Annotated in this window: 21 protein-coding genes and 1 pseudogene; 14 read left to right on the forward strand and 8 right to left on the reverse strand. The window is 72.5% G+C overall.

The annotated features are described in order from the left end of the window. Positions 1 to 25 precede the first annotated feature (25 nt). Positions 26 to 2,158 (forward strand): prolyl oligopeptidase family serine peptidase, encoded by a 2,133-nt coding sequence (locus ACZ4S3_RS35500; RefSeq protein ID WP_467942114.1) that lies wholly within the window; start codon positions 26 to 28, stop codon positions 2,156 to 2,158. Positions 2,159 to 2,258: 100 nt separating this feature from the next. Further along, positions 2,259 to 2,795 carry a Rieske (2Fe-2S) protein gene (locus ACZ4S3_RS35505; protein ID WP_467942064.1) on the forward strand — a complete coding sequence of 179 codons (537 nt, stop codon included), beginning with the start codon at positions 2,259 to 2,261 and terminating at the stop codon, positions 2,793 to 2,795. 63 nt (positions 2,796 to 2,858) lie between these two features. Here the strand turns inward: ACZ4S3_RS35505 and ACZ4S3_RS35510 are convergent, their stop codons facing one another. Further along, complete coding sequence (locus tag ACZ4S3_RS35510; protein ID WP_467942066.1) at positions 2,859 to 3,503, reverse strand: cysteine hydrolase family protein; 645 nt, start codon at positions 3,501 to 3,503, stop codon at positions 2,859 to 2,861. A gap of 132 nt (positions 3,504 to 3,635) precedes the next feature. Between ACZ4S3_RS35510 and ACZ4S3_RS35515 the strand changes: the two genes are divergently transcribed. The 3 genes from ACZ4S3_RS35515 (at position 3,636) to ACZ4S3_RS35525 (ending at position 7,180) form a co-directional block, all read left to right on the forward strand. After that, positions 3,636 to 4,118 (forward strand): pyridoxamine 5'-phosphate oxidase family protein, encoded by a 483-nt coding sequence (locus tag ACZ4S3_RS35515; RefSeq protein WP_467942068.1) that lies wholly within the window; start codon positions 3,636 to 3,638, stop codon positions 4,116 to 4,118. A 163-nt stretch (positions 4,119 to 4,281) separates the two neighbouring features. Beyond that, positions 4,282 to 5,742, forward strand: a complete 1,461-nt coding sequence (locus ACZ4S3_RS35520) for an acyl-CoA synthetase (protein WP_467942118.1) — start codon at positions 4,282 to 4,284, stop codon at positions 5,740 to 5,742. Then, complete coding sequence (locus ACZ4S3_RS35525) at positions 5,735 to 7,180, forward strand: carboxyl transferase domain-containing protein (protein ID WP_467942070.1); 1,446 nt, start codon at positions 5,735 to 5,737, stop codon at positions 7,178 to 7,180. The genes ACZ4S3_RS35520 and ACZ4S3_RS35525 overlap by 8 nt, the downstream gene beginning before the upstream one ends. A gap of 134 nt (positions 7,181 to 7,314) precedes the next feature. Here the strand turns inward: ACZ4S3_RS35525 and ACZ4S3_RS35530 are convergent, their stop codons facing one another. Continuing rightward, positions 7,315 to 8,223, reverse strand: a complete 909-nt coding sequence (locus ACZ4S3_RS35530) for a LysR family transcriptional regulator (RefSeq protein WP_467942072.1) — start codon at positions 8,221 to 8,223, stop codon at positions 7,315 to 7,317. Between the two features lie 74 nt (positions 8,224 to 8,297). On the opposite strand from ACZ4S3_RS35530, the gene ACZ4S3_RS35535 reads away from it, so the two are divergent. Continuing rightward, positions 8,298 to 9,308: a DMT family transporter gene (locus tag ACZ4S3_RS35535; protein WP_467942074.1), complete on the forward strand. Its 1,011-nt coding sequence runs from the start codon at positions 8,298 to 8,300 to the stop codon at positions 9,306 to 9,308. Between the two features lie 236 nt (positions 9,309 to 9,544). Here the strand turns inward: ACZ4S3_RS35535 and ACZ4S3_RS35540 are convergent, their stop codons facing one another. Further along, a complete protein-coding gene (locus tag ACZ4S3_RS35540; RefSeq protein WP_467942076.1) occupies positions 9,545 to 10,876 on the reverse strand; it encodes an aminotransferase class I/II-fold pyridoxal phosphate-dependent enzyme in 1,332 nt (443 codons plus the stop codon). Positions 10,877 to 10,916: 40 nt separating this feature from the next. Here ACZ4S3_RS35540 and ACZ4S3_RS35545 point away from each other — a divergent pair, with 40 nt between their 5' ends. After that, positions 10,917 to 11,615, forward strand: a complete 699-nt coding sequence (locus ACZ4S3_RS35545) for a pyridoxamine 5'-phosphate oxidase family protein (protein ID WP_467942078.1) — start codon at positions 10,917 to 10,919, stop codon at positions 11,613 to 11,615. 9 nt (positions 11,616 to 11,624) lie between these two features. After that, the gene (locus ACZ4S3_RS35550; protein WP_467942080.1) at positions 11,625 to 12,275 is read left to right on the forward strand and encodes an FMN-binding negative transcriptional regulator; all 651 of its coding nucleotides are present in this window, start codon (positions 11,625 to 11,627) and stop codon (positions 12,273 to 12,275) included. Positions 12,276 to 12,320: 45 nt separating this feature from the next. On the opposite strand, the gene ACZ4S3_RS35555 is transcribed toward ACZ4S3_RS35550, so the two are convergent. The 3 genes from ACZ4S3_RS35555 to ACZ4S3_RS35565 form a co-directional block, all read right to left on the reverse strand. Continuing rightward, positions 12,321 to 13,298: a DMT family transporter gene (locus ACZ4S3_RS35555; RefSeq protein WP_467942082.1), complete on the reverse strand. Its 978-nt coding sequence runs from the start codon at positions 13,296 to 13,298 to the stop codon at positions 12,321 to 12,323. Positions 13,299 to 13,476: 178 nt separating this feature from the next. Beyond that, positions 13,477 to 14,595 carry an EamA family transporter gene (locus tag ACZ4S3_RS35560; protein WP_467942084.1) on the reverse strand — a complete coding sequence of 373 codons (1,119 nt, stop codon included), beginning with the start codon at positions 14,593 to 14,595 and terminating at the stop codon, positions 13,477 to 13,479. Between the two features lie 49 nt (positions 14,596 to 14,644). Further along, complete coding sequence (locus ACZ4S3_RS35565) at positions 14,645 to 15,175, reverse strand: peptidase (RefSeq protein WP_467942086.1); 531 nt, start codon at positions 15,173 to 15,175, stop codon at positions 14,645 to 14,647. Between the two features lie 289 nt (positions 15,176 to 15,464). Here ACZ4S3_RS35565 and ACZ4S3_RS35570 point away from each other — a divergent pair, with 289 nt between their 5' ends. Continuing rightward, the gene (locus tag ACZ4S3_RS35570; RefSeq protein WP_467942088.1) at positions 15,465 to 15,989 is read left to right on the forward strand and encodes an HAD domain-containing protein; all 525 of its coding nucleotides are present in this window, start codon (positions 15,465 to 15,467) and stop codon (positions 15,987 to 15,989) included. An 82-nt stretch (positions 15,990 to 16,071) separates the two neighbouring features. Further along, positions 16,072 to 16,500 carry a type II toxin-antitoxin system Rv0910 family toxin gene (locus tag ACZ4S3_RS35575; RefSeq protein WP_467942090.1) on the forward strand — a complete coding sequence of 143 codons (429 nt, stop codon included), beginning with the start codon at positions 16,072 to 16,074 and terminating at the stop codon, positions 16,498 to 16,500. 55 nt (positions 16,501 to 16,555) lie between these two features. Here the strand turns inward: ACZ4S3_RS35575 and ACZ4S3_RS35580 are convergent, their stop codons facing one another. After that, entirely contained in the window at positions 16,556 to 17,200 is a 645-nt protein-coding gene (locus ACZ4S3_RS35580) for a PadR family transcriptional regulator (RefSeq protein WP_467942092.1), read from the reverse strand. A gap of 338 nt (positions 17,201 to 17,538) precedes the next feature. On the opposite strand from ACZ4S3_RS35580, the gene ACZ4S3_RS35585 reads away from it, so the two are divergent. From ACZ4S3_RS35585 to ACZ4S3_RS35595, 3 genes and pseudogenes are all read left to right on the forward strand, one after another. Continuing rightward, on the forward strand, positions 17,539 to 18,354 hold the full coding sequence (locus ACZ4S3_RS35585; protein WP_467942093.1) for a DUF899 domain-containing protein: 816 nt from the start codon (positions 17,539 to 17,541) through the stop codon (positions 18,352 to 18,354). Between the two features lie 109 nt (positions 18,355 to 18,463). Further along, a pseudogene (locus ACZ4S3_RS35590) lies at positions 18,464 to 18,577 on the forward strand (DUF2199 domain-containing protein); the annotation flags it as partial. Positions 18,578 to 18,697: 120 nt separating this feature from the next. Next, on the forward strand, positions 18,698 to 19,519 hold the full coding sequence (locus tag ACZ4S3_RS35595; RefSeq protein WP_467942097.1) for a PhzF family phenazine biosynthesis protein: 822 nt from the start codon (positions 18,698 to 18,700) through the stop codon (positions 19,517 to 19,519). Positions 19,520 to 19,570: 51 nt separating this feature from the next. Here the strand turns inward: ACZ4S3_RS35595 and ACZ4S3_RS35600 are convergent, their stop codons facing one another. After that, on the reverse strand, positions 19,571 to 20,446 hold the full coding sequence (locus ACZ4S3_RS35600; protein WP_467942099.1) for a CPBP family intramembrane glutamic endopeptidase: 876 nt from the start codon (positions 20,444 to 20,446) through the stop codon (positions 19,571 to 19,573). A 191-nt stretch (positions 20,447 to 20,637) separates the two neighbouring features. Here ACZ4S3_RS35600 and ACZ4S3_RS35605 point away from each other — a divergent pair, with 191 nt between their 5' ends. Beyond that, entirely contained in the window at positions 20,638 to 22,434 is a 1,797-nt protein-coding gene (locus ACZ4S3_RS35605) for a substrate-binding and VWA domain-containing protein (protein WP_467942101.1), read from the forward strand. Positions 22,435 to 22,578 lie beyond the last annotated feature (144 nt).

The following is a 22,578-nucleotide window of genomic DNA, read 5'->3' on the forward strand; positions in this document are numbered from 1 at the left end:
GGACAGCACCCTGGAGGACAGCACCTTGGACGGCACCTCGGACGGCTACCCTTTGAACGCGGCAGGCTTTCCCCGGCAGTTCGCGCGCACCCGGCGCTTCTCGCTCGGGGTGCCGAAGCACTTCACCGTCTCCCCCGACGGCCGGCGGGTGCTGTTCGTGCGTACGGGGTCGGGCACCGATCCGGTGGGCCGGCTGTGGCAGTACGAGGGCGGCGCGGAGCGGCTGTTGGCGGATCCGACGCTCCTGGTGGGGGCCGGGCCGGAGCGCGTCCCCGAGGAGGAGCGGCTGCGGCGGGAGCGGGCTCGCGAGCGGTCCGGGGGTGTGGTGGCGTACGCCACCGATGATGCCGTCCGTCTGGTGGCCTTCGCGCTGTCCGGGGCGCTGTGGGCGGTGCGTACGGACGGCGGCGCACCGTTCCCCGTAGCGGCGGCCGGCCCCGTGGTCGACCCCCGGCCCTCCCCCGACGGGCGGCATATCGCCTATGTCAGCCGCCGTTCCTTCCACGTCGTCGACCTGGAGGGCACCGACCGGCAGCCGGCCTGCAGCGAGGGGCCGGAGATCACCTACGGACTCGCCGAATACACGGCAGCCGAGTCGATCGGCAGGGCGCGCGGTTACTGGTGGGCGCCGGACAGCCGCCGCCTCCTGGTGGCCCGGGTCGACACCTCCCCCATGGAACGGCGTTACCTCAGCGACCCGGCCGACCCGACGAAGCCCCCGCAGGCGATCCGCTACCCGGCGGCGGGCACCGCCAACGCGGAAGTCACCTTGCACGTGCTCGCTCTGAACGGGGAGCGGGTGGACGTGGCATGGGACCGGAAGGCGTACGAGTATCTCGTCGACGCGGGCTGGGACGCGCACGGCCCCGTCATCGCCGTACAGAGCCGTGACCAGCGCACCGTGCGCACCCTCGCGGTCGATCCGGCGACCGGTGCCACCGAGGTGATCCATGAGCGGACCGATCCCGCCTGGGTGGAGCTGGTGCCCGGAACGCCGGCGCGTACCGCCTCGGGGGCCCTGGTGCTGCCCGAGGACACGGCGGACACGAGGTATCTGACCGTCGGCGGCCACCGGGTCACACCCGAGGGGCTGCAGTTGCGCGCGGTCCTGGGCATCGAGGGCGAGCGGGTGCTGTTCACGGCGAGCGAGGACCCCACCGAGACCCATGTGTGGCGCCATGAGCCGGGCGACGGCATCCGCCGGCTGAGCCGGGAGCCCGGCAGGTACGGGGGCGTGGGCCGCGGCGGCACGGTGGTCCTGGCGGGGGATACCGCGCGGGGCGCCGAGGTGCGGGTCGTACGCACCGAGGCCGGTGCCGGCGCGCACCGGGAGACCATCGCCTCGCTCGCGGAGGAACCGGTGGTCGCCCCGCAACCGCTCCCTCTCACACTCGGCGAACGGGAGCTGCGCGGCGCCCTGTACCTCCCGTCGTGGCACCAGGAGGGCGCCGGAAAGCTGCCGGTGCTGCTCGACCCGTACGGGGGTCCGGGCATGCAGATCGTGGGGCGGGACCGGGACTGGCCCGCGTGTGTGTCGCAGTGGTTCGCGGAGCAGGGGTTCGCGGTCCTGGTGGTCGACGGTCGCGGAACCCCCGGGCGGGGCCCCGCCTGGGAGAAGGCCATCCACGGTGACCAGCTCACACCCGCCCTTGAGGACCAGGTGGACGCGCTGCGGGCCGCCGGGGACCGCTTCCCCGACCTGGATCTGGCGCGGGTGGCGATCCGCGGCTGGTCGTTCGGCGGGTTCCTGGCGGCCGCCGCCGTGGTGCACCGGCCCGACGTCTTCCACGCGGCGGTCGCCGGCGCTCCGCCCACCGACCAGCGGCTGTACGACACCCACTGGAAGGAGCGGTTCCTGGGCCACCCGGACGAACACCCGCAGAACTACGCGCGCTCTTCCCTGGTCGGCCACGGCCACCGGCTGCGCCGCCCGCTGCTGCTCGTCCACGGGCTCGCCGACGACAACGTGGCGGCCGCGCACACCCTGCGCTTCTCGGCGGAGCTGCTCGCGGCGGGCCGGCCGCACACGGTGCTCCCGCTGCCCGGCGCCACCCATGCGCCGGCCGATGACGCGGTCAACGAGAACCTGCTGCGCTTCCAGCGCGCTTTCCTGCTCAACGCCCTGAAGGACCGGACGGAGGGAACGAAGGGGGATTGAACGGGGGCGGCGGCCCCTGCGTACTGAAGGCTGACGGCAGTCCATCCGTACGGAATGCGGAACCCCCCATACCGAGCGCACCAGGAACCGGAGGCACACCATGGCTCAACAGGAATCGGCGGAGCGGGCGGCAGCGGAGCGGACGACGGCGGAGCGGACGACGGCGGAGCGGACCGCGGGGCCCGCGCGGCGGGCCGTCGTCGCGGCGGCCGGCGCGGCGGGGCTGACCGCGGCCCTGGCGGCGTGCGGCAGTAGCGCATCCGACGCGGCCGGCGACAAGGTGGCCGAGCCCGGGGCCGGCGGATCCGGTGGCGGTGCGGCCACCACCGGGGGCGGCGACGGCGCCGGCGGGGCCGCGCTGGCGAAGACCTCCGAGATTCCCCAGGGCGGCGGCAAGATCTTCAAAGCCGAGAAGGTGGTGGTGACGCAGCCGAAGGACGGGGAGTTCAAGGGTTTCTCCGCGGTCTGCCAGCATGCCGGCTGCCTCGTCGGCGAGATCTCCGGGGGCACCATCAACTGCCTGTGCCACGGCAGCAAGTACGACATCAGCGACGGCAGCGTGAAGGAGGGCCCCGCCACCAGGGGACTGCCGACGGCCAAGGTGAACGTCAAGGGCGGTTCGGTCACGCTCGGCTGACCGGAGGCCCTGCTGATCGGCCGGCCGGGGGCCCGGCCGGCCGGAGGCCCGGCGCGGCCCGGGTCAGCGGGTCCGGCGCGGCCGCTTCCAGCAGGTCAGTACGTCGTCGGTGGTGGCGATGGTGGCCACCAGGGCCAGCGTGTTGCGGACCATCGCAGGGGTGTATTCGGCGGGCACCCCTGCGATGGCGTCCGCCGGTACGACGGCCGTATAGCCGAGATTGACCGCGTCGAATACCGCGTTGGGTATCGCCACATTCGCCGAGACCCCGGTCACGACAAGTGACCGGCACCCGATATTGCGCAGCAGGGCGTCCACCTCGGTGCCGGCTATCGGGGACAGACCGTGCAGCCTGCGCACCACCAGATCGTCGTCCGAGACCGGGATCGGGTCGGCGACGCGCACGGCCGTGGAGCCGACGGTCTGCTGGACGGGCAGCCGCTCGGCCGCCCTGAAGAGGCGGGCATTGCGGCTGGCGCCGCGCCCGTCGGGCCGCCGTTCCGCAATCGCGTGCAGCACCTGGACCCCCGCCTCGTGGGCGGCAGCCACCAGGCGCGCGACATTGGCCAGCGCTCCGGAAGTGCGGGCCGCATCGGCGAGTTCGGGCAGCGCGCTGTCCGTACCGACCACGCCGCGCTGGCACTCGACGGTGAGCAGCACCGTGGTGGCCGGGTCCAGTTGCTCGATGAGTCGCGCGTCCGACGGCATGGGTGACCCTTTCCTCTACGAGGCCGCGAGGCTAGCCGCCATTGCGTCCGTCAGGAAGAGGCCCCATGATTTCTGACGTTCAGTCAGGTTGTGGGTCGGGCAGCGCGAGGACGGCAGCGGAGGCGATGAGGGATGGCGGACACTCAGCGGGTTGCGGACACTCAGCGGCGCGGGCGCCGGATCATGATGACACGGGACGAGCTCGACGCGTTCCTGGCGGCTCAGCGGACCTGCCGGGTCGCGACGGTCGGCGGTGACGGCGCGCCGCACGTCGGGGCGCTGTGGTTCATCTGGGACGGTGCGGCGCTGTGGCTGTACTCCATCACCCGCAGCAAGCGCTGGGCCCAGCTGCGCACGGACCCGCGGCTCGCGGTGGTCGTCGACGACGGGCACGAGTACGCGGAGCTGCGCGGCGTCGAGCTGGCGGGCGAGGCGGTGTGCGTCGGCGAGGCGCCCCGGACGGGCGAGCCCTGCCCCGAATTGGACGGGCCGGAGCGGCTGTTCGCGGCGAAGTACTTCGGGATGGACGAGATGCCGCACGACGGCCGGCACGCATGGCTGCGGCTGACGCCGGACTCCGTCGCGTCCTGGGACTTCCGCAAGATTCCTGGGTGAGGAACGGCGGCTCCCCTCACGTCGAGATCGCGCCGTCATGGATCGCATTGTCAGAGGTCTCTGCGAGAGTGGTGTGGTCAGACCGTTCTCCGCCGTCACGGGCGCGGGAGCGGGGTGGCTCGGCCTCGACGGGCCGGGCGCCGACGAGGACGAAGGAGATCCGGTGACCGTGCTCTTCCCCGCGCTGCACGACGCTTCGCCCGCCCCCGCGCTGCGCTTCGGCGACCGCGCGCTCAGCTACCGCCGGCTGGCCGCCGTGGCGGCGCCGCTCGCCGGGCGGATCGGCGGCGAGAGCCGGGTGGCGCTCTGGGCGACCCCGACGCTGGAGACCGCGGTCGGCGCCGTCGCCGCGCTGCTCTCCGGGGTGGCCGCGGTACCGGTGAACCCCAAGATCGGCGAGAGCGAGCTGGCGCACATCGTGGCGGACAGCGCGCCCTCGCTCGTCCTGGCCGCGCCGGGCGACGACCTGCCGGCGGCGCTCGCCGCGCTCCCCCGTATCGACGTCGAAGCGGCCGAGCCCGAGGGCGGGTCCGAGCCGGCCGCGCTCCCGTACGAACCGGTCGATGAGGCCCCGGCCCTCATCGTCTACACCTCCGGCACCACGGGGCCGCCCAAGGGCGTCGTCCTCCCCCGGCGCGCCATCGCCCACACCCTCGACGCGCTGGAGGACGCCTGGCAGTGGACCGCCGACGACGTCCTCGTCCACGCCCTGCCGTTGTTTCACGTCCATGGTCTGATCCTCGGCATCCTGGGACCGCTGCGCCGCGGCGGCAGCGTGCACCACCTGGGGCGCTTCACCACCGACGGGGTCGCCAGGGAGCTGTCCGGGGACGGCACGATGCTGTTCGGCGTGCCGACGATGTACCACCGCCTGGCCGCCGAGGCCGGGCACAACCCTGCTCTCGCCAAGGCTCTCTCCGGGGCACGGCTGCTGGTCTCGGGGTCGGCCGCGCTGCCGCTGACCGACCACGAACGGATCGCGGCGGCCTCCGGGCGGCGGGTGATCGAGCGGTACGGCATGACGGAGACGCTCATGAACACCAGCGTGCGGGCGGACGGCCCGGATGCCGCCGGGACGGTCGGGGTGCCGCTGCCGGGGGTGTATGTCCGGCTGGTGGACGACGCGGGGCAGGCCATCGAGGGGAACGACGGCGAGACGGTCGGCGAGCTGCAGGTCCGCGGCCCGAATCTGTTCATCGAATACCTCAACCGCCCCGATGCCACGGCCGCGGCGTTCGACGGTGGCTGGTTCCGTACGGGCGACATGGCGATCCGTGATGCGTCGGGGAATTACCGCATTGTCGGCCGCAAGGCCACCGACCTGATCAAGAGCGGCGGCTACAAAATCGGCGCGGGCGAGATCGAGAACGCCCTCCTGGCGCACCCCGGCGTCGCCGAGGCGGCCGTCACGGGCGAGCCGGACGAGGACCTCGGTGAGCGGATCGTCGCCTGGATCGTGGCCGAAACCGGCCCGGACGCCGGGCCCCCGCCCTGCGCCCAGGAGCTCGCCGACCATGTCGCCCGCCAGCTCGCGCCGCACAAACGGCCCCGCGTCGTGCACTTCCTGGAGGCGCTGCCGCGCAACGACATGGGCAAGATCCTCAAGCGTGAGCTCCATGCGTGATCCCATGCCGAGCCTGCGGCTGACGGCCCGCCAGGCCATGGCGGCGGTGTCGGACGGATATGCCGAGCCGGCAGTACCCGACGGCTCGGGGGCCGGCGGGCCGGACGGGCCGGACAGGTCGGCGGGGGCGAGATCGGAAGGGCCAAGGCCGGAAGGGTCGAGGCCGGACGAGCCGGACGGGCCGCTCGGCTGGCGCGGGTACGACGCGTCCCGGGCCCGCGCCCGCGCGCGGACCGGCGAGGACGAGTCGGTGGTCACCGCCCGCGCCACGATAGGAGGCACCGAAGTCGTCCTGGTCTCCTTCGAGTTCGGCTATCTGGGCGGCTCACTCGGCGAACGCACCGGCGACCTCCTGGAGGCCGCGTACACCGAGGCCCGTGCGCGCCGCCTCCCACTGGTGTCGCTGATCGCGACGGGCGGCAGCCGGATGCAGGAAGGAATGCGCGCGCTGACGCAACTGCAGCGGGTGGCCGGGCAGTCGGCGCTGAACCGCGCCGCGGGACTGCCGCAGATCGCCGTGCTGCGCGATCCGACCACCGGCGGCGGCTGGGCGACGCTCGGCGCGGGCGCCGATGTGATCCTCGCCCTGCCCGGTGCCCAGATCGGCTTCGCGGGCTCACGCGTACGCCCGGTGGACGCCGATCCGTCCGCCTACTCCGCCGAGGGCCAGCTCGCTGCCGGGCAGATCGACGCCGTCGTACCGGCGGACGGGCTGCGCGCCGCGTTGCGGCGATGGCTTCAACTGCTGGGCGGCGTAGGGGCGTTGAGGGAAGGAGCCGCTCCTGAGCCGGCGCCCCCGCCGGCCGCGCTCGGTGCGCGTGAACTGCCGGAGACGGGATGGCGCGCGGTGACCGGTGCCCGCGACGCCCGGCGGCCGCGCGCCGAGGCGTATCTGCGCGCGTACTTCGAGGACCGGGAAGAGATCAGCGGCGACCGGTGCGGCGGCATCGACGGCGGCATACGCTGCGGATTCGGCCATCGCGACGGCCGCACCATCGCCTTCGCCGCGCAATGCGGTACGGCCACCCGCCCGGCCGGATTCCGTACCGCCGCCCGGCTGGTCCGGCTCGCGGAAAGGCTCGGCATCCCGGTGCTCACCCTCGTGGACACGCCCGGCGCCGCCAATGACGCGGCGGCGGAGCGGGCCGGTGCCGGCGCGGCCATCGCCGACGCCTTCGCCGCGCTGGCCTCGGCCCGCGTGCCGGTCACGTCCCTGCTCATCGGCGAGGGCGGCTCGGGAGGCGCGCTGGCCCTCGCCGCACCCGGCCGGCTCTGGGCGACACCGGACAGCTACTTCTCCGTGATCGCCCCGGAACTGGCCGCCGCCATCCTCAAGCGCGACCCACAGGAGGTACACCACACCGCCGATCAACTCCGCATCCGCCCACAGGACTTGCTGGATCTCGGCATCATCCGCGGTATCGTCCCGCCGGCCTGACCGGAGCCGCGGACAGGACCACTCAGGCGGGGACCTGCGGACACGACCGCTGCGCACGGGACTGCCAGGGACGGGATGCCACCGCGGGCGGGACCGCTGCGCACGGGACACGGCCGCGGACGGGACCGCTCCCCTCAGCGGCCCGACACGCGCTTCCCCGCCTCCTGGAGCGCTCCGACGGCGGCGCGGATCGAGGGCCGGCGGTCGGCGTCCGCGCGCCAGATGGCGTAGACGTGGCGGCGCATCGTATCCCGTACGGGCACCACGCTCACCCCTTCCGGCACCGGTCCGCGGCCGAGACGCGGGGCGACCGCGACGCCCAGCCCGGCCGCGATCAGGGCGAGTTGGGTGTGATGCTCCTCGGCCATATGGGCAATGCGCGGCTCCACTCCGTTGCTGCGCAGGGTGAACATCAGCCAGTCGTGGCAGAACTCGCCCTGCGGCCAGGAAATCCACTCGTCATCGGCGAATTCCTCCAGGTCGACGGAGCTCCGATGGGCCAGCCGGTGGTCCGACGGCATCGCCACATCCGCCGGATCATCGAGAAGCGGTGCCTTCGCCAGCCCTTCGGGCAGCGACAGCGGCCGGTTGTACCAGTCCAGGACGACCGCCAGATCGATATCGCCACGCACCACACCCCGTACGGACTCACCCGGCTCCATCTCCCGCAGCTGCGCGCGCAGTTGCGGGTACTGGGCGCGCAGGGCGGCGAGTGCGGCCGGGAAGAGCCCCCGGGCGGCAGTGGGAAAGGCACCGAGCCGCAGTTCGCCCACGGCCTGACCGCGGTGCGCCTCCAGCTCGGCCTGCGCCAGCTCGACCTGCGAGAGGATCCGCGTCGCATGATCGGCCAGCAGCCGTCCGGCATCCGTCAGCCGTACCCCGCGCCCGTTCTTCGCCAGCAGCTGCTGGCCGGTCTCCCGCTCCAGCTTGGCGATCTGCTGCGAGACCGCCGAGGTCGTGACGTGCAGCCCGTCGGCGGCCGCGCTCACCGATCCATGGCGGGCGACCGCACTCAGGGTCCGTAGACGATCAAGATTCAACACATAAGCAATGCTACGCGATACCCGGCACAAATTCTCGCTTGTGCTACGAAGTCGAGGTCAGCATCGTAGAGGGCATGAGCACCGCCACCGGCACCGCCACCGCCGCCACGAGCACCACACCCCCGCCGCCCGCGACCACCGACGCCCCTGTGCCCCACGAGATGCCGGCGTCCGGCGCGGCCCCGGGCGGCCCCGCTCGCCGCCGCGCCCTCGGCTGGCCGGTGCGCTTCGCCGTTCTCTGCGTGGTCTGGGGATTCAGCTTTCTGTTCATCAAGGTGGGCACCCAGGGCTTCAATCCCTTGCAGTTCACACTGGGCCGAGTGGCCTGCGGGGCGCTCGTCCTGCTGGCGCTCCTCGCGATCAAGCGTGAGCGACTGCCGCGCTCCGCCCGGATCTGGGGCCACCTGGCGGTCGCCGCGTTCATCCTCAACGTCGTCCCCTTCACCCTCTTTGCCTACGCCGAGACGACCATCCCCTCCACCCTGGCCGGCATCTGCAATGCCACCTCCCCGCTGTGGGGCATGGTCCTGTCGCTCGTCGCGCTCTCCGAAGACCGGCCCGGCCGGCGCCGCGTCGCGGGACTGGGCGTCGGATTCCTGGGTGTGCTCACCGTCCTCGGCGCCTGGCAGGGCTTCGCCGGTACGGACCTGGCGGGCACCGCGATGGCGCTGGGCGCCTCGCTCTGCTACCCCATCGGCTGGATATACGTCCGCCGCACGCTGGCCGACGTCACGTACTCCCCCCTCGCCATGATCGGCACACAGCTGCTGCTGGCCACCCTCCAACTGGGCGTCGTGTCAGCGCTGTTCACGTCGATGCCCACATCGTTCCCCCTCGCCCCGCTGCTCTCTCTCGTCGCGCTCGGCGCACTGGGCACGGGCTTCGCCTTCGTCCTCCAGTACGGCCTGGTCGCCGAGATCGGCCCCACCACCGCCCAGATGTGCACCTACTTCATCCCGGTGATCGCCGCCACCGCCGGCGTGGTCATCCTGGACGAACGTCTCAGCTGGAACACCCCGGTCGGCGCCCTGATCGTCCTCGCCGGCGCCGCCCTCACCCAGAGCAGGCCCCGGCGCAAGTCCTAGTCCCGCCAAGCCACTCCCCTGGAGAGCCCCCGAGCCCCAACTCGGGGGCTCTCCGATGCCGTTCGCCTTCGCCCCCTCGCGCGTGGACGACCGTCACCCCGCAGCGCTCTTCGCGGTACCGCCCGATCCCCTCGACGCAGGAGTGCCGCCCTCCGGCGTGGCCTCACGTCACCGGGAAGCTCCGCCCCCACGGCACGGCACGCTCCTCGAGCCGGTCGGCCGCGACCCGGCGGGCCTCAGTCATACCGCCGGGCCTCCCCCACTCCGGTGGCCGCGGCGACGGCGTCCGCCACCGGCGCGATGTCGTCGTCGGACAGGCCGGACACGGTGATCCGGACGCCGGGCGGGGACTGCATCCGAAAGCGCGCCCCGGGCGCCACCACCCAGCCGGCGTGCAGGAGCCGGGCAACGGCACCCGTCTCGTCCGGGACCGGTACCCAGACGTTCATCCCGCTGCGCCCGCGCGCCCTGACACCTCGCTCGGCCAGGGCTCGTATCAGGGCGTCGCGGCGACGGCCGTACGCTCCGGCGATCCGCTCCGGGTCGATCGCGGACGTACGCCACAGATGCGCGACCGCGTCCTGGAGAAGATGACTGACCCAGCCCGGCCCCAGCCGCTGTCTGCCGCGCACCCGGTCCACGGTCACCGCGTCACCGGTGAGCACCGCGAGGCGCAGGTCCGGGCCGTATGCCTTGGCCGTGGAGCGGACCAGCACCCAGTGGTCGGTGACGGCCGAGAGCGGATGGAGCGGGAGGTCGACGATGCCGTGACCGTGGTCGTCCTCGATGAGGACCACACCGGGGTGTTGGGCCAGGAGCGTGCGCAGTGCGGTGGCGCGGGCGCGGGTGACGGCGGCTCCGGTGGGGTTCTGGGCCCGGTCCGTGATGACGACGGCTCGGGCGCCGTCCTCCAGCGCACGCGCCAACTGCTCGGGCAGGGGGCCTTCGTCGTCCACCGCGACCGGCGCGGGACGCAGGCCGAGCGCCGGGATCAGGTCCAGCAGGCTCCCCCACCCCGGGTCCTCCACCGCCACCGTGTCGCCGGGTCGCAGATGCGCGGTGAGCACCCGCTCAATGGCGTCGAGTGAGCCGCTGGTGACGGCTACGGGCGCTTCGGGAACGCCGTCACGGATGAAGGCCGCACGGGCCAGCGCCTCGAGGTCTTCGTCGACGGCCGGGGTGCCGTAGAGCGCGGGCCGCCGGGCGCTGCGCGCCGCGGCCTCGGCCAGCGCGGCCTCCAGCGGGGGCAGCAGCGCCGGATCGGGGTTGCCGTCCGAGACGTCCCGGACGCCCGGTGGCGCCTCCACCCGCAGCGCTTCCCGAGGGGTGCTCGCAGGTCTGGGACGCACCCGGCTGCCCCGGCGGCCCGCGGTTTCGATCACACCTCGGTCTCGCAGCGTCCGATATGCGGACGCGACGGTATTCGGATTGACCTCGAGATAGACCGCCAACTCCCTTAGCGGCGGCAGCACTTCACCTGGTTGGAGCTCGCCCGCACCGACGGCTCGCTCGACGCTGGCGGCAATCTCCGATGCGCGCCGCCCTTCGATCCGATACTCTCCTAGCACAAACATCATTATGCACTAGTGCAATAGAAAGGGCAAGACAGTGGCACAGGAAGAGGCAATCGCACAGGAAGAACGGGCGCAGGACGCGTCGTACGAGCCGACCGGGCGCACCATCCCCACCCGCGCCCGCCAGCGCGCCGCCTACGACCACGAGACGGTGCACGCCATCCTCGACGCGGGATACGTCTGCCACCTCGGCTTTGTGCGCGACGGCGCCCCGGTCGTGCTCCCCACGCTCTACGGCCGCGTCGGGGACCGCCTCTATCTGCACGGTTCCACGGGCTCCCGGCCGCTGCGGATGTCCGGTGAGACGGCCGACCCCGGCCTGCCGGTCTGTGTCACCGTCACGCATGTCGACGGCCTGGTCCTGGCGAAGTCCGCCTTCCACCACTCCATCAACTACCGCTCCGTCGTGGTCCACGGCACCGCCCATCAGGTCATCGACGAGGACGAGAAGACGGCCGCGCTCGACGCACTGGTCGACCATGTCCTGCCGGGCCGCGCGGCCGACTCCCGGCCGGGCAACGCCAAGGAACTGGCGGCCACCGCCGTGATCCGCCTCGACCTGCGCGAGGTCTCCGCCAAGATCCGCACCGGCGGCCCCAACGACGAGCCGGAAGATCTCGCGCTGCCGCACTGGAGCGGCGTCCTTCCGGTGGCCCCGGCATACGGCGCCCCCATACCGTCCGACGATCTGGCGCCCGGCACGCCGCAGCCGGCCTATCTGACCGCGCGCTGAGGAGGCACGATGCTCATCCACCCCTGGGACGCCGCGACCGACGACGCCGAGTGGCAGCATTGGCTGGCCGCACACGACTTCGGCCAGCTGGCCGTCAACGGCGCGGCCGGCGCACCGCCGATGGTGCAGCCGCTGCACTTCGCGTACGACCCGGCCCGTCGTGAGGCGATCACCCACCTCGCCCGCCCCAACCCCATCTGGCAGGCGCTGGAGCAGCAGCCGACGGTCGTGCTCAGCGTGGTGGACGACTACGCCTTCATCCCCGGCCCCTGGCAGGCGGCCGAGGACGAGCCGCCCGAGCACGGCGTCCCCACCAGCTTCTATGCCGCGGTCCAGCTGATCTGCACTGCCCATGTAGTGGACGATCCGGAGGCCAAGGCCGCGCTGCTGCAACGGCAGATCGGCCACTTCCAGCCGGAGGGCGGCTCGGCCCCGGTCGTCGCCGGCCAGGCCCCGTACGGCCGCCAGCTCCCGGGGATTCGCGGGCTGCGGCTCGAGGTGGGCGAGGTACGCGCCAAGTTCAAGTACGCGGGCAAGCGGAGCGAGGCCGTCCAGCGACGCATCGCGGAACGGCTCACCGAGCGCAACGGCCCCGGCGATGCGGCGGCCCGCGGCCATCAGGAGCGCCGCCGGACCGCCCCCTCCGGTACGACCCGCTGACCGGCCCGGGGCGCCCGGCCGGCACACCCGGCCGGGCGCCCCTGCTCAGCCCGCCACCGGCACCGCGGCCGGCCCGGAGACGGTCGAGGCCCGGCGCGCCTCCGTCACCGCCAAGGCGGCAACGGCGATCAGCAGCACACCGGTTCCGACGGCCGTGGCCATGGTCAGCCGCTCACCGAGCAACAGCACCGCGATGGCCGCGGCCGACACCGGCTCGAGCAGCAGGATCACGGAGGCGGTCGCGGCGCGCACGGCGGCCAGCGCCGCGAAGTACAGCACATACGCCAGCGCCGTGGGCACCGCGGCGAGATAGCTCAGCAGGAGAACGCTGCGCCCCAGATCGTGCGCGTGGGGCCACAGCCCCGCCCCCGCCACGAACGGCAGCAGGCACAGCGAGCCGACCGCGAACGTGCTGATCGTGGCGGCGAACGGGTCGCTGCCGCCTCCCTTGCCCAGCCGCCGGGTCGTGAGCGTCATCGCGGCACAGCCGGCCGCGGAGAGCAGGGCATAGCCGATGCCTGCGGGCCGGACGGTAGCGCCGCCCCCGCCGAGGACGAGGACCGTCAGCCCGGCCAGCGCCCCGGCGACGGCCAGGACACCGCCCACGCCGAGCCGTTCGCCCATCGTGATGCGTGCGCCGATGGCGATGAGGACGGGGGCCGCCCCCATGGTGACGACGGTGCCCACCGCCAGGCCGGTGTCCTCGACGGCGGCGAAATAGGCGGTCTGGAAGACGGCGAAGGCGATGCCGGTGACGGCCATCCGCGTCACCCGGCGACGCATCGGCTCGTGCGCGGCGGGGACGGCGGGGCCGCCGGACCTGCGGCGCAGCACCGCCCGTACGGCGAGCAGCAGCACCAGGCCCCCGAAGGTGCGCCAGAAGCTGATGGCCGACGGGCCGAGTCCGCTGCCGCGGTAGAGGAGGGCGGCGGCCGCACCGGCCGTGCCCCAGGCGACACCGGTGAAGGTCACGTACAGCAGTCCCCGGCCCACGGGCAGGGCGGAGGAGGGTGTGGCATGCATGAGAGAGGTGCTCCGGGAAATCCAGGACGGCGCGAGGCGCCGCGGAATGGTCGCGTGGTCCCGTGTGCAGGCAGCGACGACCGGCTCGGGAACTCGCCCGAGCCGGGCTTTCCTCGGAGGCCGCCGCCCGCCTTACGCGGCAGGAGGGGGCAGCACAGTCAAACGCATGATCGGCACTCTAAGGCGTGCAGGATCCGGCCGACAAGCCGCTCGAAGCGGGGGCCGGGTCCTCGGCCCCGGTGGCCGGCACCTTGGACCCGATGGCAGGTTCCTCGGACCCGGCGGCCGGCTCCTTCGGCTTCGCCGACTGTGCGATGAAAGCGCCCACCAGCACCACCACCCCGCCCACGATCTGCGGCGCGGAGAGATGCTCGCCGAGCAGCACCCAGGCCAGTACGGTCGCGATCACCGCCTCCAGGCATGCCACCACACCGGCCACCTGGGGCGAGAGCAGACGGATGGAGACGACGCCGGTGAGGTAGGCGGCCACCGTCGCGATCAACACGATCCAGCCGAGGAGCAGTACGGCGGGCACCTGGGTGCCGTTCATGCCGGCGGAGCCGCCGAGCACCTGCCAGTCCATGTTCCAGGGACGGGCGATCACGGTGAGCACGACGGTGCCGATCAGCAGGCCGTAGGCGATCACGCCGAGCGGGTCCACCGCGTCGTCGCCGTCACCACCGTGGTCGGACAGCACGAAATAGCCGACCTGGCAGCAGGCCGCGCCGAGCGCGAGGGCCAGGCCGATGACGTCGACGCTCAGTCCGGACCACACCTCGACGACGCAGGCCAGGCCGCCGACGGCCAGGACGACGCCGACGGCCGCGGCGCGGGTGACCGGCCGCTTCTGGACGAAGCGCACCCAGCCCAGGACGAGGGCGGGCGCGAGGTATTCGATGAGCAGCGCGACACCGACGGGGATACGGGATATCGCGGCGAAGTAGCAGGCCTGGACGCCCGCGACGGCGAGCAGCCCGTAGCCCGCGAGCAGGGCGGGCCGGCGACGCAGCAGAGCGCGGTGTCGCCAGGCGAGAGGCAGCATGACCAGCGCCGCGCCGGCCACCCGCAGCCAGGTGACGTGCAGGGGTTCCAGGCCGGCCTCGATGAGGGGTTTGGCCGCCACACCGGAGCCGCCGAACGCGAGGGCGGAGAGCAGCGCGATGCCGACGCCCGTGCCGCGCCCCCGGGCTCCGCCCCCACCGGGGGCCGGTGATGCCTGTGAGGTCCCCGTGGACCCTGGTGCTACTGGGCCCGTACCGGTGGCGGGACCGGCGGGGCTCCCCGAAGACGTCTGCATCCGGTCATCATGACAGCCGCCGTCAGCAGTGCCCTCTCCGAGACCCCTGTCACTCCTGGCCGGGACCGTACCCGTCCAGGCGGGCGGCGAGCAGGCCGGTGTCGACGGAGGCACGGCGCAGGACCTCGACGGCCCGGCACTCGGGATCGTCCACCAGGGCGGCGAGCAGGTCGAGACAGCCGGCGCGGGTGGCGTAGCGGGCATGCGCGCGGTCGAGGGCGCCGTCCAGGGCGGCGGCCGCGGCGGGCGACCATCCGGGGACGCCGCCCTCGGTGACCATCGGGACGGCGCCGGAGTCCTCGACGGTGCCGTGCCACTGGAGTCCGTAACCGATGCTGCGCTGGACGAGGTAACCGAGCAGCCGGGCGATCTTGGGCCCGCCGTCGAAGGCGTCGCGGACCGCGGGGTCCGACTCCAGGAGGCCGTGCAGCAGATGCGCGGTGTCCACCTGGCGGTCGCCGTCGCGGGTGGCCCGCCTGCGGGCAGCGGACACCACGGACGCCAACTCCACGGTGAGCTGAGTGTCGAGGTCCACCTGGGCGGGGCCGTCGCCGCCGCCATACGCAGTACGGTTTTGCACAGATCCACCCCACCAGCCCCTGCGGCCCGGAGCATCCCCGCTGGGAAGCATTTGTGCATCCCACTCTGGTTGGGGACGCCCCCACGACATCTCATCCTTGCGGAGGAGATGCGGCGAAAACGCGGAAGCCGGGCATATGGGCCCGGGGTGCCCCGAGGGGCCGTGGCGGGCAACCGGCGACCGCCTCGCGTACGTCCTTCTCCGACAGGCTCCGCATCCGCCCCCACCGGACAACACCCGCCCGCCTCTTCCCTGTCCACCCCGAACTCCCCCGCGGCGAAGGATTCCGATGGCCACCCGACCGCTGCTCTTCCTCGCTATCGACGGCGTGCTCAACCCGGTGCTGCCGTCACCCGGCTTCACCGCACACGATCTCCTCGACCACACCGTGCTGCTCTCCGCCGACCACGCCGACTGGCTGCGCGAGCTGTCCGCGACGTATGACCTCGTCTGGGCCACCACCTGGGAGCATCACGCGAACACCCATATCGCCCCGCTGCTGAGGCTGCCCGAGCTGCCGGTCGTCGAGTTCACCGGCTATCTCAGCCGGCCCGACGACCCGCAGTTCGAGGGGCCGGAGAGTCTGTCGGCGCGGAAGTGGGCGCCGTTGCTGCGCCATGCGGACGGGCGCCCGTTCGCCTGGGTCGACGATGTGATGCCCGACAGCCTGGTACGCCGCAGCCGTTGGCGGCCGGACCGGCTGCTGATCCCGGTGGATCCGGCGCGCGGGCTGCGGCGTCCTCATGTCGACCGGCTGCTCGCCGCCCCGCCCCGGCCACGGCTCTGCGAAAATCTGACGGCTCATCAGCATTGATGCCCGTCGGTATTGAACCTTCGCCTCCTTGCGGCTACGTTCCGCGGCACCAGCCAGGGACAGTCACCGAAGGGGTGGTCGCATGGCCGAAGTCACCGCTCAGGCCCGCATCGAGGCGCCGGCCGAGCAGGTCTGGGACCGGCTGACCGACTTCGACTCGTACGGACAGTGGAACGCCACCCACACCGCCTTCCCCAAGGGCGGCCCCGCACCGCTCGAGGTGGGCGCGGGGTACGAGGAGAACATGAAGCTGATGGGCTTCCCGGCCGAGGTGAACTGGACCGTACGGGAACTGGAACCGGGCCGCCTCCTGGACATCACGGGCAAGGGCCCGATGGGCGTCAGCCTGGGGATGCGCTACGAGCTGACGCCGGACGGCGGGGCGACGACGCTGCGGATCGACGGGGCGTTCACCGGGGCCGCGGTCTCCCTGATGGCCGGCAAGCTGAAGGACTCGGCGAGCGCGGCCCTGAACGAGTCGCTGCGCAAGCTCGCGGGGCTGGTCGGCTGAGGCGGGGCGCGCCGCGTACGGCGCGCCCCGCCCCTTGCCCGCCTCTCGGCCCCGCTCAGTCCTCCTCGGCGAGGATCAGATACAGCTCCTTGCGCGCCTTGTTGACCACCGCCATGGCCTTCTCCCGCTGTTCGGGACTGCCGGTGGCCCATACCTGCCGGAATGCCTCGACCAGGCCGCCGCCCGCCTTGCGGATCTCGTTCATGGCCTCCCAGTCGACGCCGCGGCCGGCATCCTCCCAGGGGGCGTCCGAGCCGCCCTCGGCCTCGGCGCGACCGGTCTCGGTCAGCGAGAAGAGCTTCTTGCCGCCCTCGCTGGCGTTGGTGATCAGCCCCTCGTCCTCCAGAAGCTGGAGGGTGGGGTAGACCGAACCGGGGCTGGGCTTCCAGGCCCCGCCACTGCGCTCGGCGATCTCCTGAATCATTTCGTAGCCGTGCATCGGACGGTCCTTGAGCAGTGCCAGTATCGAGGCGCGCACATCGCCGCGCCGCGCCCGGCCGCGTGGTCCGCCGCGGCCCCGGCCGCCCCCGAAGGGCGGCCCCCCGAAGGGCGGCCCGAAGCCGCCGAACGCGGCGCGCCGCCGCTCGAAGCCGCCCACGAATTCGCCCCAGCCACCCGGGCGTCCGGGCCCGCAGTGCTCGTGCCGGCGCTCGTGTCCGTGCTCGTGGTTGTTGCCGTGGTGCTGTTCCTGGGAACGCATGACGACGTCCTTCCCGCTTGTCCTTCCAGCCGTCCCGCTTGTTGCAGCCGTTACTGGACCGCCATCGTTGACCGATCGCGATGCCTCAACGATATATCGGAACTGTTCGCCGAACAACCCCCTTCCGCACCCGCTTGTTGTCCGCCTCTGACCTGCCTCAGCGAATCTGCCCGGACACCCGCTCGGGGTGACGCAGCCGAAGGACGCATGCTCGCCCGTTGATCTGGGAATTTCCGGGTCACTCCGCGATGAGTTCCGGCCGGGTCGCGAGTCTGTTCCGGTGAGCGTCGTAGGACGTCGTACGACGCTGCCCGGCACGAGACACCACGGAGGACACCATGACGACCACGCCCGGCAACGCGAGCAGCAACCTCCCCGGCAAGCCGCCAGTCGTCGACCTGGCCACCTGGCAGGCGGCGCGCGAGGAGCTGCTGGTCCGCGAGAAGGCGCACACCCATGAAGGCGACGCGATCGCCGCGGCCCGGCGGCGGCTGCCGATGGTCGAGCTCGACGGCGCGGTCGAGGTCACCGGCGCTGACGGGCCGGTCCCGTTCCTCGACCTGTTCCAGGGTCGCGACGAGCTCGTGGTCTACCAGCACATGTGGTACGACGGCGCGCCGCACCAGGGGCAGTGCGAGGGCTGCACCACCACGGCCTGGCACGTGAAGGACGCCGTCTACCTCAACGCCCGGGGCGTCTCGTTCGCCGTCCTGACCTCGGGCCCGTGGGACGAGGTGGCTCCCTACGTCGAGTTCATGGGTTACACCCAGCCCTGGTACTCGGTGCGGGGCGTGGAGGCGCCGGTCGGCGGAGGAATGGGGCACATCGACTGTTTCCTGCGCGACGGCGACCGCGTGTTCCTCACCTACTCCACGACGGGCCGTGGCAACGAGCCGGTCAACGGGTCCCTCGGCCTGCTCGACATGACGCCCTACGGCCGCGGCGAGGCGTGGGAGGACAACCCCGAGGGCCGGCCCGTGATCGGCGATGTACGTGAGGGGCACCCGTCTGAGGGCCGCCAGGCCTGCTGGTACTGGCGCTCGGACGCCGACGGCGTCGCCAGCTGGGGCCCGACCAGCCGGCCCGTGCCGCAGTGGACCCGCCCCGGCGCGACCCCCGTGGAGACCCTCGGCCGCCAGGGCCACCACCACTGACGCGCCTTCGTCGACGGCGTCGGCACAAGGTGTCTGGTGCCGGGCGCAACCTCCGGACGAGGCGAACGGCCCCCGCGCGCTCAATCGGTGGGCGGTTCGCCCGTTCGCCCGGAAGGTGATCGAGCTGGAGCCCACCGACCACCCGCTCGCCGTCGAACAGCGCACCGGGATCACCCGGGACCGCGTGCGTGAGATTGCCACGGCCGTGCCGCACTCGACGTGAACTTCAGTGAGATCGGTCAAGCTTCACCGAGACGCGGCACCCGCCCGCGACCCCATCCGGGTCCAATTTCCCGGGATTGGCCTTGGCCTGCGGTTCTGTGGCCCCTCTACGCTCGCGGCCATGAGGATTCGTATCGTCGACGCCTTCAGTGAGCGTCCGTTCGCCGGCAACCCCGCAGGAGTCGTGCTCCTCGACTCCGACGCGTTCCCCGATGACGCCTGGCTCCAGCAGGTCGCCACCGAGGTGAACCTCTCCGAGACCGCGTTCGCGCACCGGCTGCCCGCGGGCGGCGACGCCGGCTGGGCGCTGCGCTGGCTCACCCCGGCCGCCGAGGTGAACACGTGCGGGCATGCCACATTGGCCACCGCACACGTCCTGCACACCACCGGAACGGCCACCGGCACGGTCCGCTTCCGTACCCGCAGCGGCGTGCTGATCACGACCGCCGGCGACGACGGGGCGATCACCATGGACTTCCCGACGGCTCCGCTGACCCCCGTGGAGGTGCCGCCCGTCGTCGCCGGTGCGCTGGGCGCCGAGATCCGCTCCGCGTACGACACCGGCCCCCAGGTCGGCGATCTGCTGCTCGAACTGCCCGACGAGAAGTCCGTACGGGCGCTGTCGCCGGACTTCAAGGCGCTGGCCGGGCACGGCGGCCGCGGCGTGATCGCCACCGCACGCGCCGAAGACCCCGACGGCGGCTACGACTTCCTCTCGCGCGGCTTCTTCCCGTACTTGGGCATCGACGAGGACCCGGTAACGGGCAGCGCGCACACCGCGCTCGCCCCCTTCTGGTCGGCCCGCCTGGGCCGCGATGCCCTGGTCGGACTCCAGGGCGGCGCCCGCACCGGCTACGTACGGACCGAGCTGCGCGGCGACCGCACGCTGCTGACCGGCAGCGCGGTCACCGTGATCGACGGCGAACTGCTGGCCGCCGGCTGAGCTCGCCGCAGGCAGGCGCGGGACGGACAGCCGTCCCGCCCCGCGCCCGTCTCACGCCGTCGGCAGCCACCCCACCCGGCCCGCGAGCAGCGCGTAGCCGAGGAACGCCACGATGTCGATCAGGGCATGCGCGGCGACCAGCGGCCCGACCCGGCCCCATCGCCGGTAGAGGAGGACGAAGATCACGCCCATCACCATGTTGCCGAAGAAACCGCCGATGCCCTGATAGAGGTGGTACGAGCCGCGCAGCACCGCGCTGGCCGCCAGCGCCGCCATCGGGGCCCAGCCCAACTGCCCCAGCCTGCGCAGCAGATAGCCGACGACGACGACCTCCTCCAGGACGGCGTTCTGCACCGCGGAGGCGATCAGCACCGGGATCTTCCACCACACCTGAGGCAGCGCCTCGGGGACCACCGTCAGATTGACTCCGGCAGCCCGCGCGCCCAGATAGAGCAGCAGTCCGCTGCCGCCGATGCCCGCGGCCACCGCGACGCCGCGGCTCAGGTCGAAGCCGGGCCGCCGCCGGTCGAAGCCGATGGCGCGCAGGCCGCCGGCCCGTTCCCGCAGCAGGAAGTGCGCCACCAGGGCGACGGGCACCAGCGCGGTCGCGATACCGAACAGCTGCCAGGCGAGATCCAGCCATGGCCGACCGGGCGCATGGGACGCGTTGAGCGTCGCCGCCTGGTGTTTGAGGGCGCCGGATCTGGTCACCGAGCCGATGAAACTGATGAGCGCCGATACCGCGCTGGCCCCCAGCGAGAGCGCCAGAACGAGCAGCGTCTCACTCCTCAAGACGCCCCGGCACGGCCCCTCCACCACCCCCGCGCTCCTCCCCACACCAGGCCCTTGACCTGGAACATCCGCATCGGCCACGGGACTTGTCTCCGGCTCCACGCTTCCTCCACTTCCGGAATACCGCCTCTTCATCACCACCGCCCCACTAGGGTCTCGAAAGCAGGTACGAAGATCGCGCGCGACAGGCCGGGCACGGGCGCTCTCCACGTGGCGCGTTTTCTCCCCACGCACTCCCCGTAGGCAATCCCCCACAGGCAATCCCCTTCGAATCCCGATCGAGTCCGGGAACTCGGGCTCCGAGTATCAGGAGAGGCGCTACGGCAATGGGACGTCACAGCTTGCCCGATCCGTCCGCACCGGAGCGCGCGGGGGCCCGCCCCAGTACCCCCCGCCGCACCGTCGTCATCGCCACCGCCCTCGTCCTCGCCGTAGCGGCCGGTTCCGTCGTGGCGCTGCGCGGCGATCTGCTGTCCTTCGGCAAGCCGTGCGACGGCACATCGGTACGGCTCAATGTGCTCGCCTCTCCCGATATCGCCCCGGCGATCGGCAAGGTGGCCGCCAAGGCCCGCGCGGACGAGACGCGTACCGACGGCAAATGCCTGGACGTCAAGGTCACCGCGCGGGCCTCCTACGAGGTCGCCGATTCCCTCGGCCGGCGGCCGGCCGCCCCCGGGTTCCAGGTCTGGATACCCGATTCCAGCCTGTGGGTGGACCGCGTCGGCTCCGAGAGCGGCACCGCGCTGACCTCCGTCGGCACCATCGCCTCCTCACCGATCACGCTGGGCGCCGTCCCTTCGGCCGCCAAATCGCTGGGCTGGCCGAAAAAGACGTACAGCTGGTCCGAACTGACCCGGACCGCAATATCGGGCGACGACCTCCGCCTGGGCGTCGCCGACCCCGCCCGCAGCGCCACCGGACTGCTCGCGCTGTCCCGTATCAACGCCTCCAACGCCACGGACGCGCAAGGCTCCGAGGAGGGCGGCGACTCCGACACCCGTACCGCCGCCGCGGCCAAGCTCCTCTACGAGCGCGTCGCGGACGGCGACAGCCAGGTGCTGGCCACCTTGCCGCGCGACGGCTCCGGAGCGGAACAGGGCAATCCGCGCCGCAACCAGGCGCTGCTGCTCTCCGAGCAGGCCGCCCACGCCCACAACACCGGCCCGGACAGCGGCCCCGAACTCGACCTGTTCTATCCCCGGGACGGCACCGCCCGGCTCGACTACCCGTACACCCTGGTGGATAACGACAAGCTCAACGCCGACCAGGCCCGCGCCGCCAACAGGTTCATCACCCTGCTGGGCGGCACCGCGGGACAGCGTGCGCTGCGCGAGCGGGGCTTCCGCAGCGCCTACGGCGCGGCCGACGCCACGCTGACCCGCAAGGCCGGAGGCCGGGACCCGCAGCCGTACACCGCCGCCCCCGCCGATCCGCCGTCGCCCAAGGAACTCCAGGCACTGCTGGGCATGTGGACGATCACCGTGCAGAGCGCCCGGATCGCGACGGTCGTGGACGCCTCGGCCTCCATGGGCAGCGCGGTTCCCGGCCAAGGCGGCCAGTCCCGGATGGAACTCGCCAAGAATTCGCTGCTCCAGGCGCTGGCGACCTTCACACCCGAGGACGAGATCGGGCTATGGAAATTCGCCACCTTGCTGGACGGCGACAAGGACTATGTGGAGCTGTCCCCCACCAGCCGGCTCGGCGACCGCGGCGCGCACGGCGGCACCCACCGCGACGAACTCGCCGCCGCGTTCGGCTCGCTGGCCCCGGTGCCCCATGGCGCCACCGGCCTGTACGACACCACGCTCGCCGCGTACGAGAAGGCCCGCACGACGTATGCCGACGGGAAGTTCAACTCCCTGGTCATCGTCACCGACGGCGCCAACGACGACTCCAGCAGCATCGGGCTGGACGCACTGGTCCGCAAACTCAAGAAGCTCGCCGACCCGAGACGGCCGGTCCCCCTGATCGCCATCGCGATCGGCCCGGAGGCCGACAAAACGGCCCTGGACCGCATCGTGGCCCCGACCGGCGGCTCGGCGCACCGCGTCAACGACCCGTCGCAGATCCACCAGGTGATACTCAAGGCCATCATGGCGGCGGGCATGAAGGGGCCGCGCTGACCTGCCTGCCTGCCTGCCTGCCTGCCTGGGCAGCGTTGTCGGTCACCGTCCCCCTAGTACTGCAACCGCATGTGGCGTGACGGGTGGCGGCGGTGTTCGTTGATGTGACTGTGTGAACAGTCGCTGACGGTTGGGCAAATCGAG

The organism is Streptomyces sp. NPDC028368 (assembly GCF_055565615.1).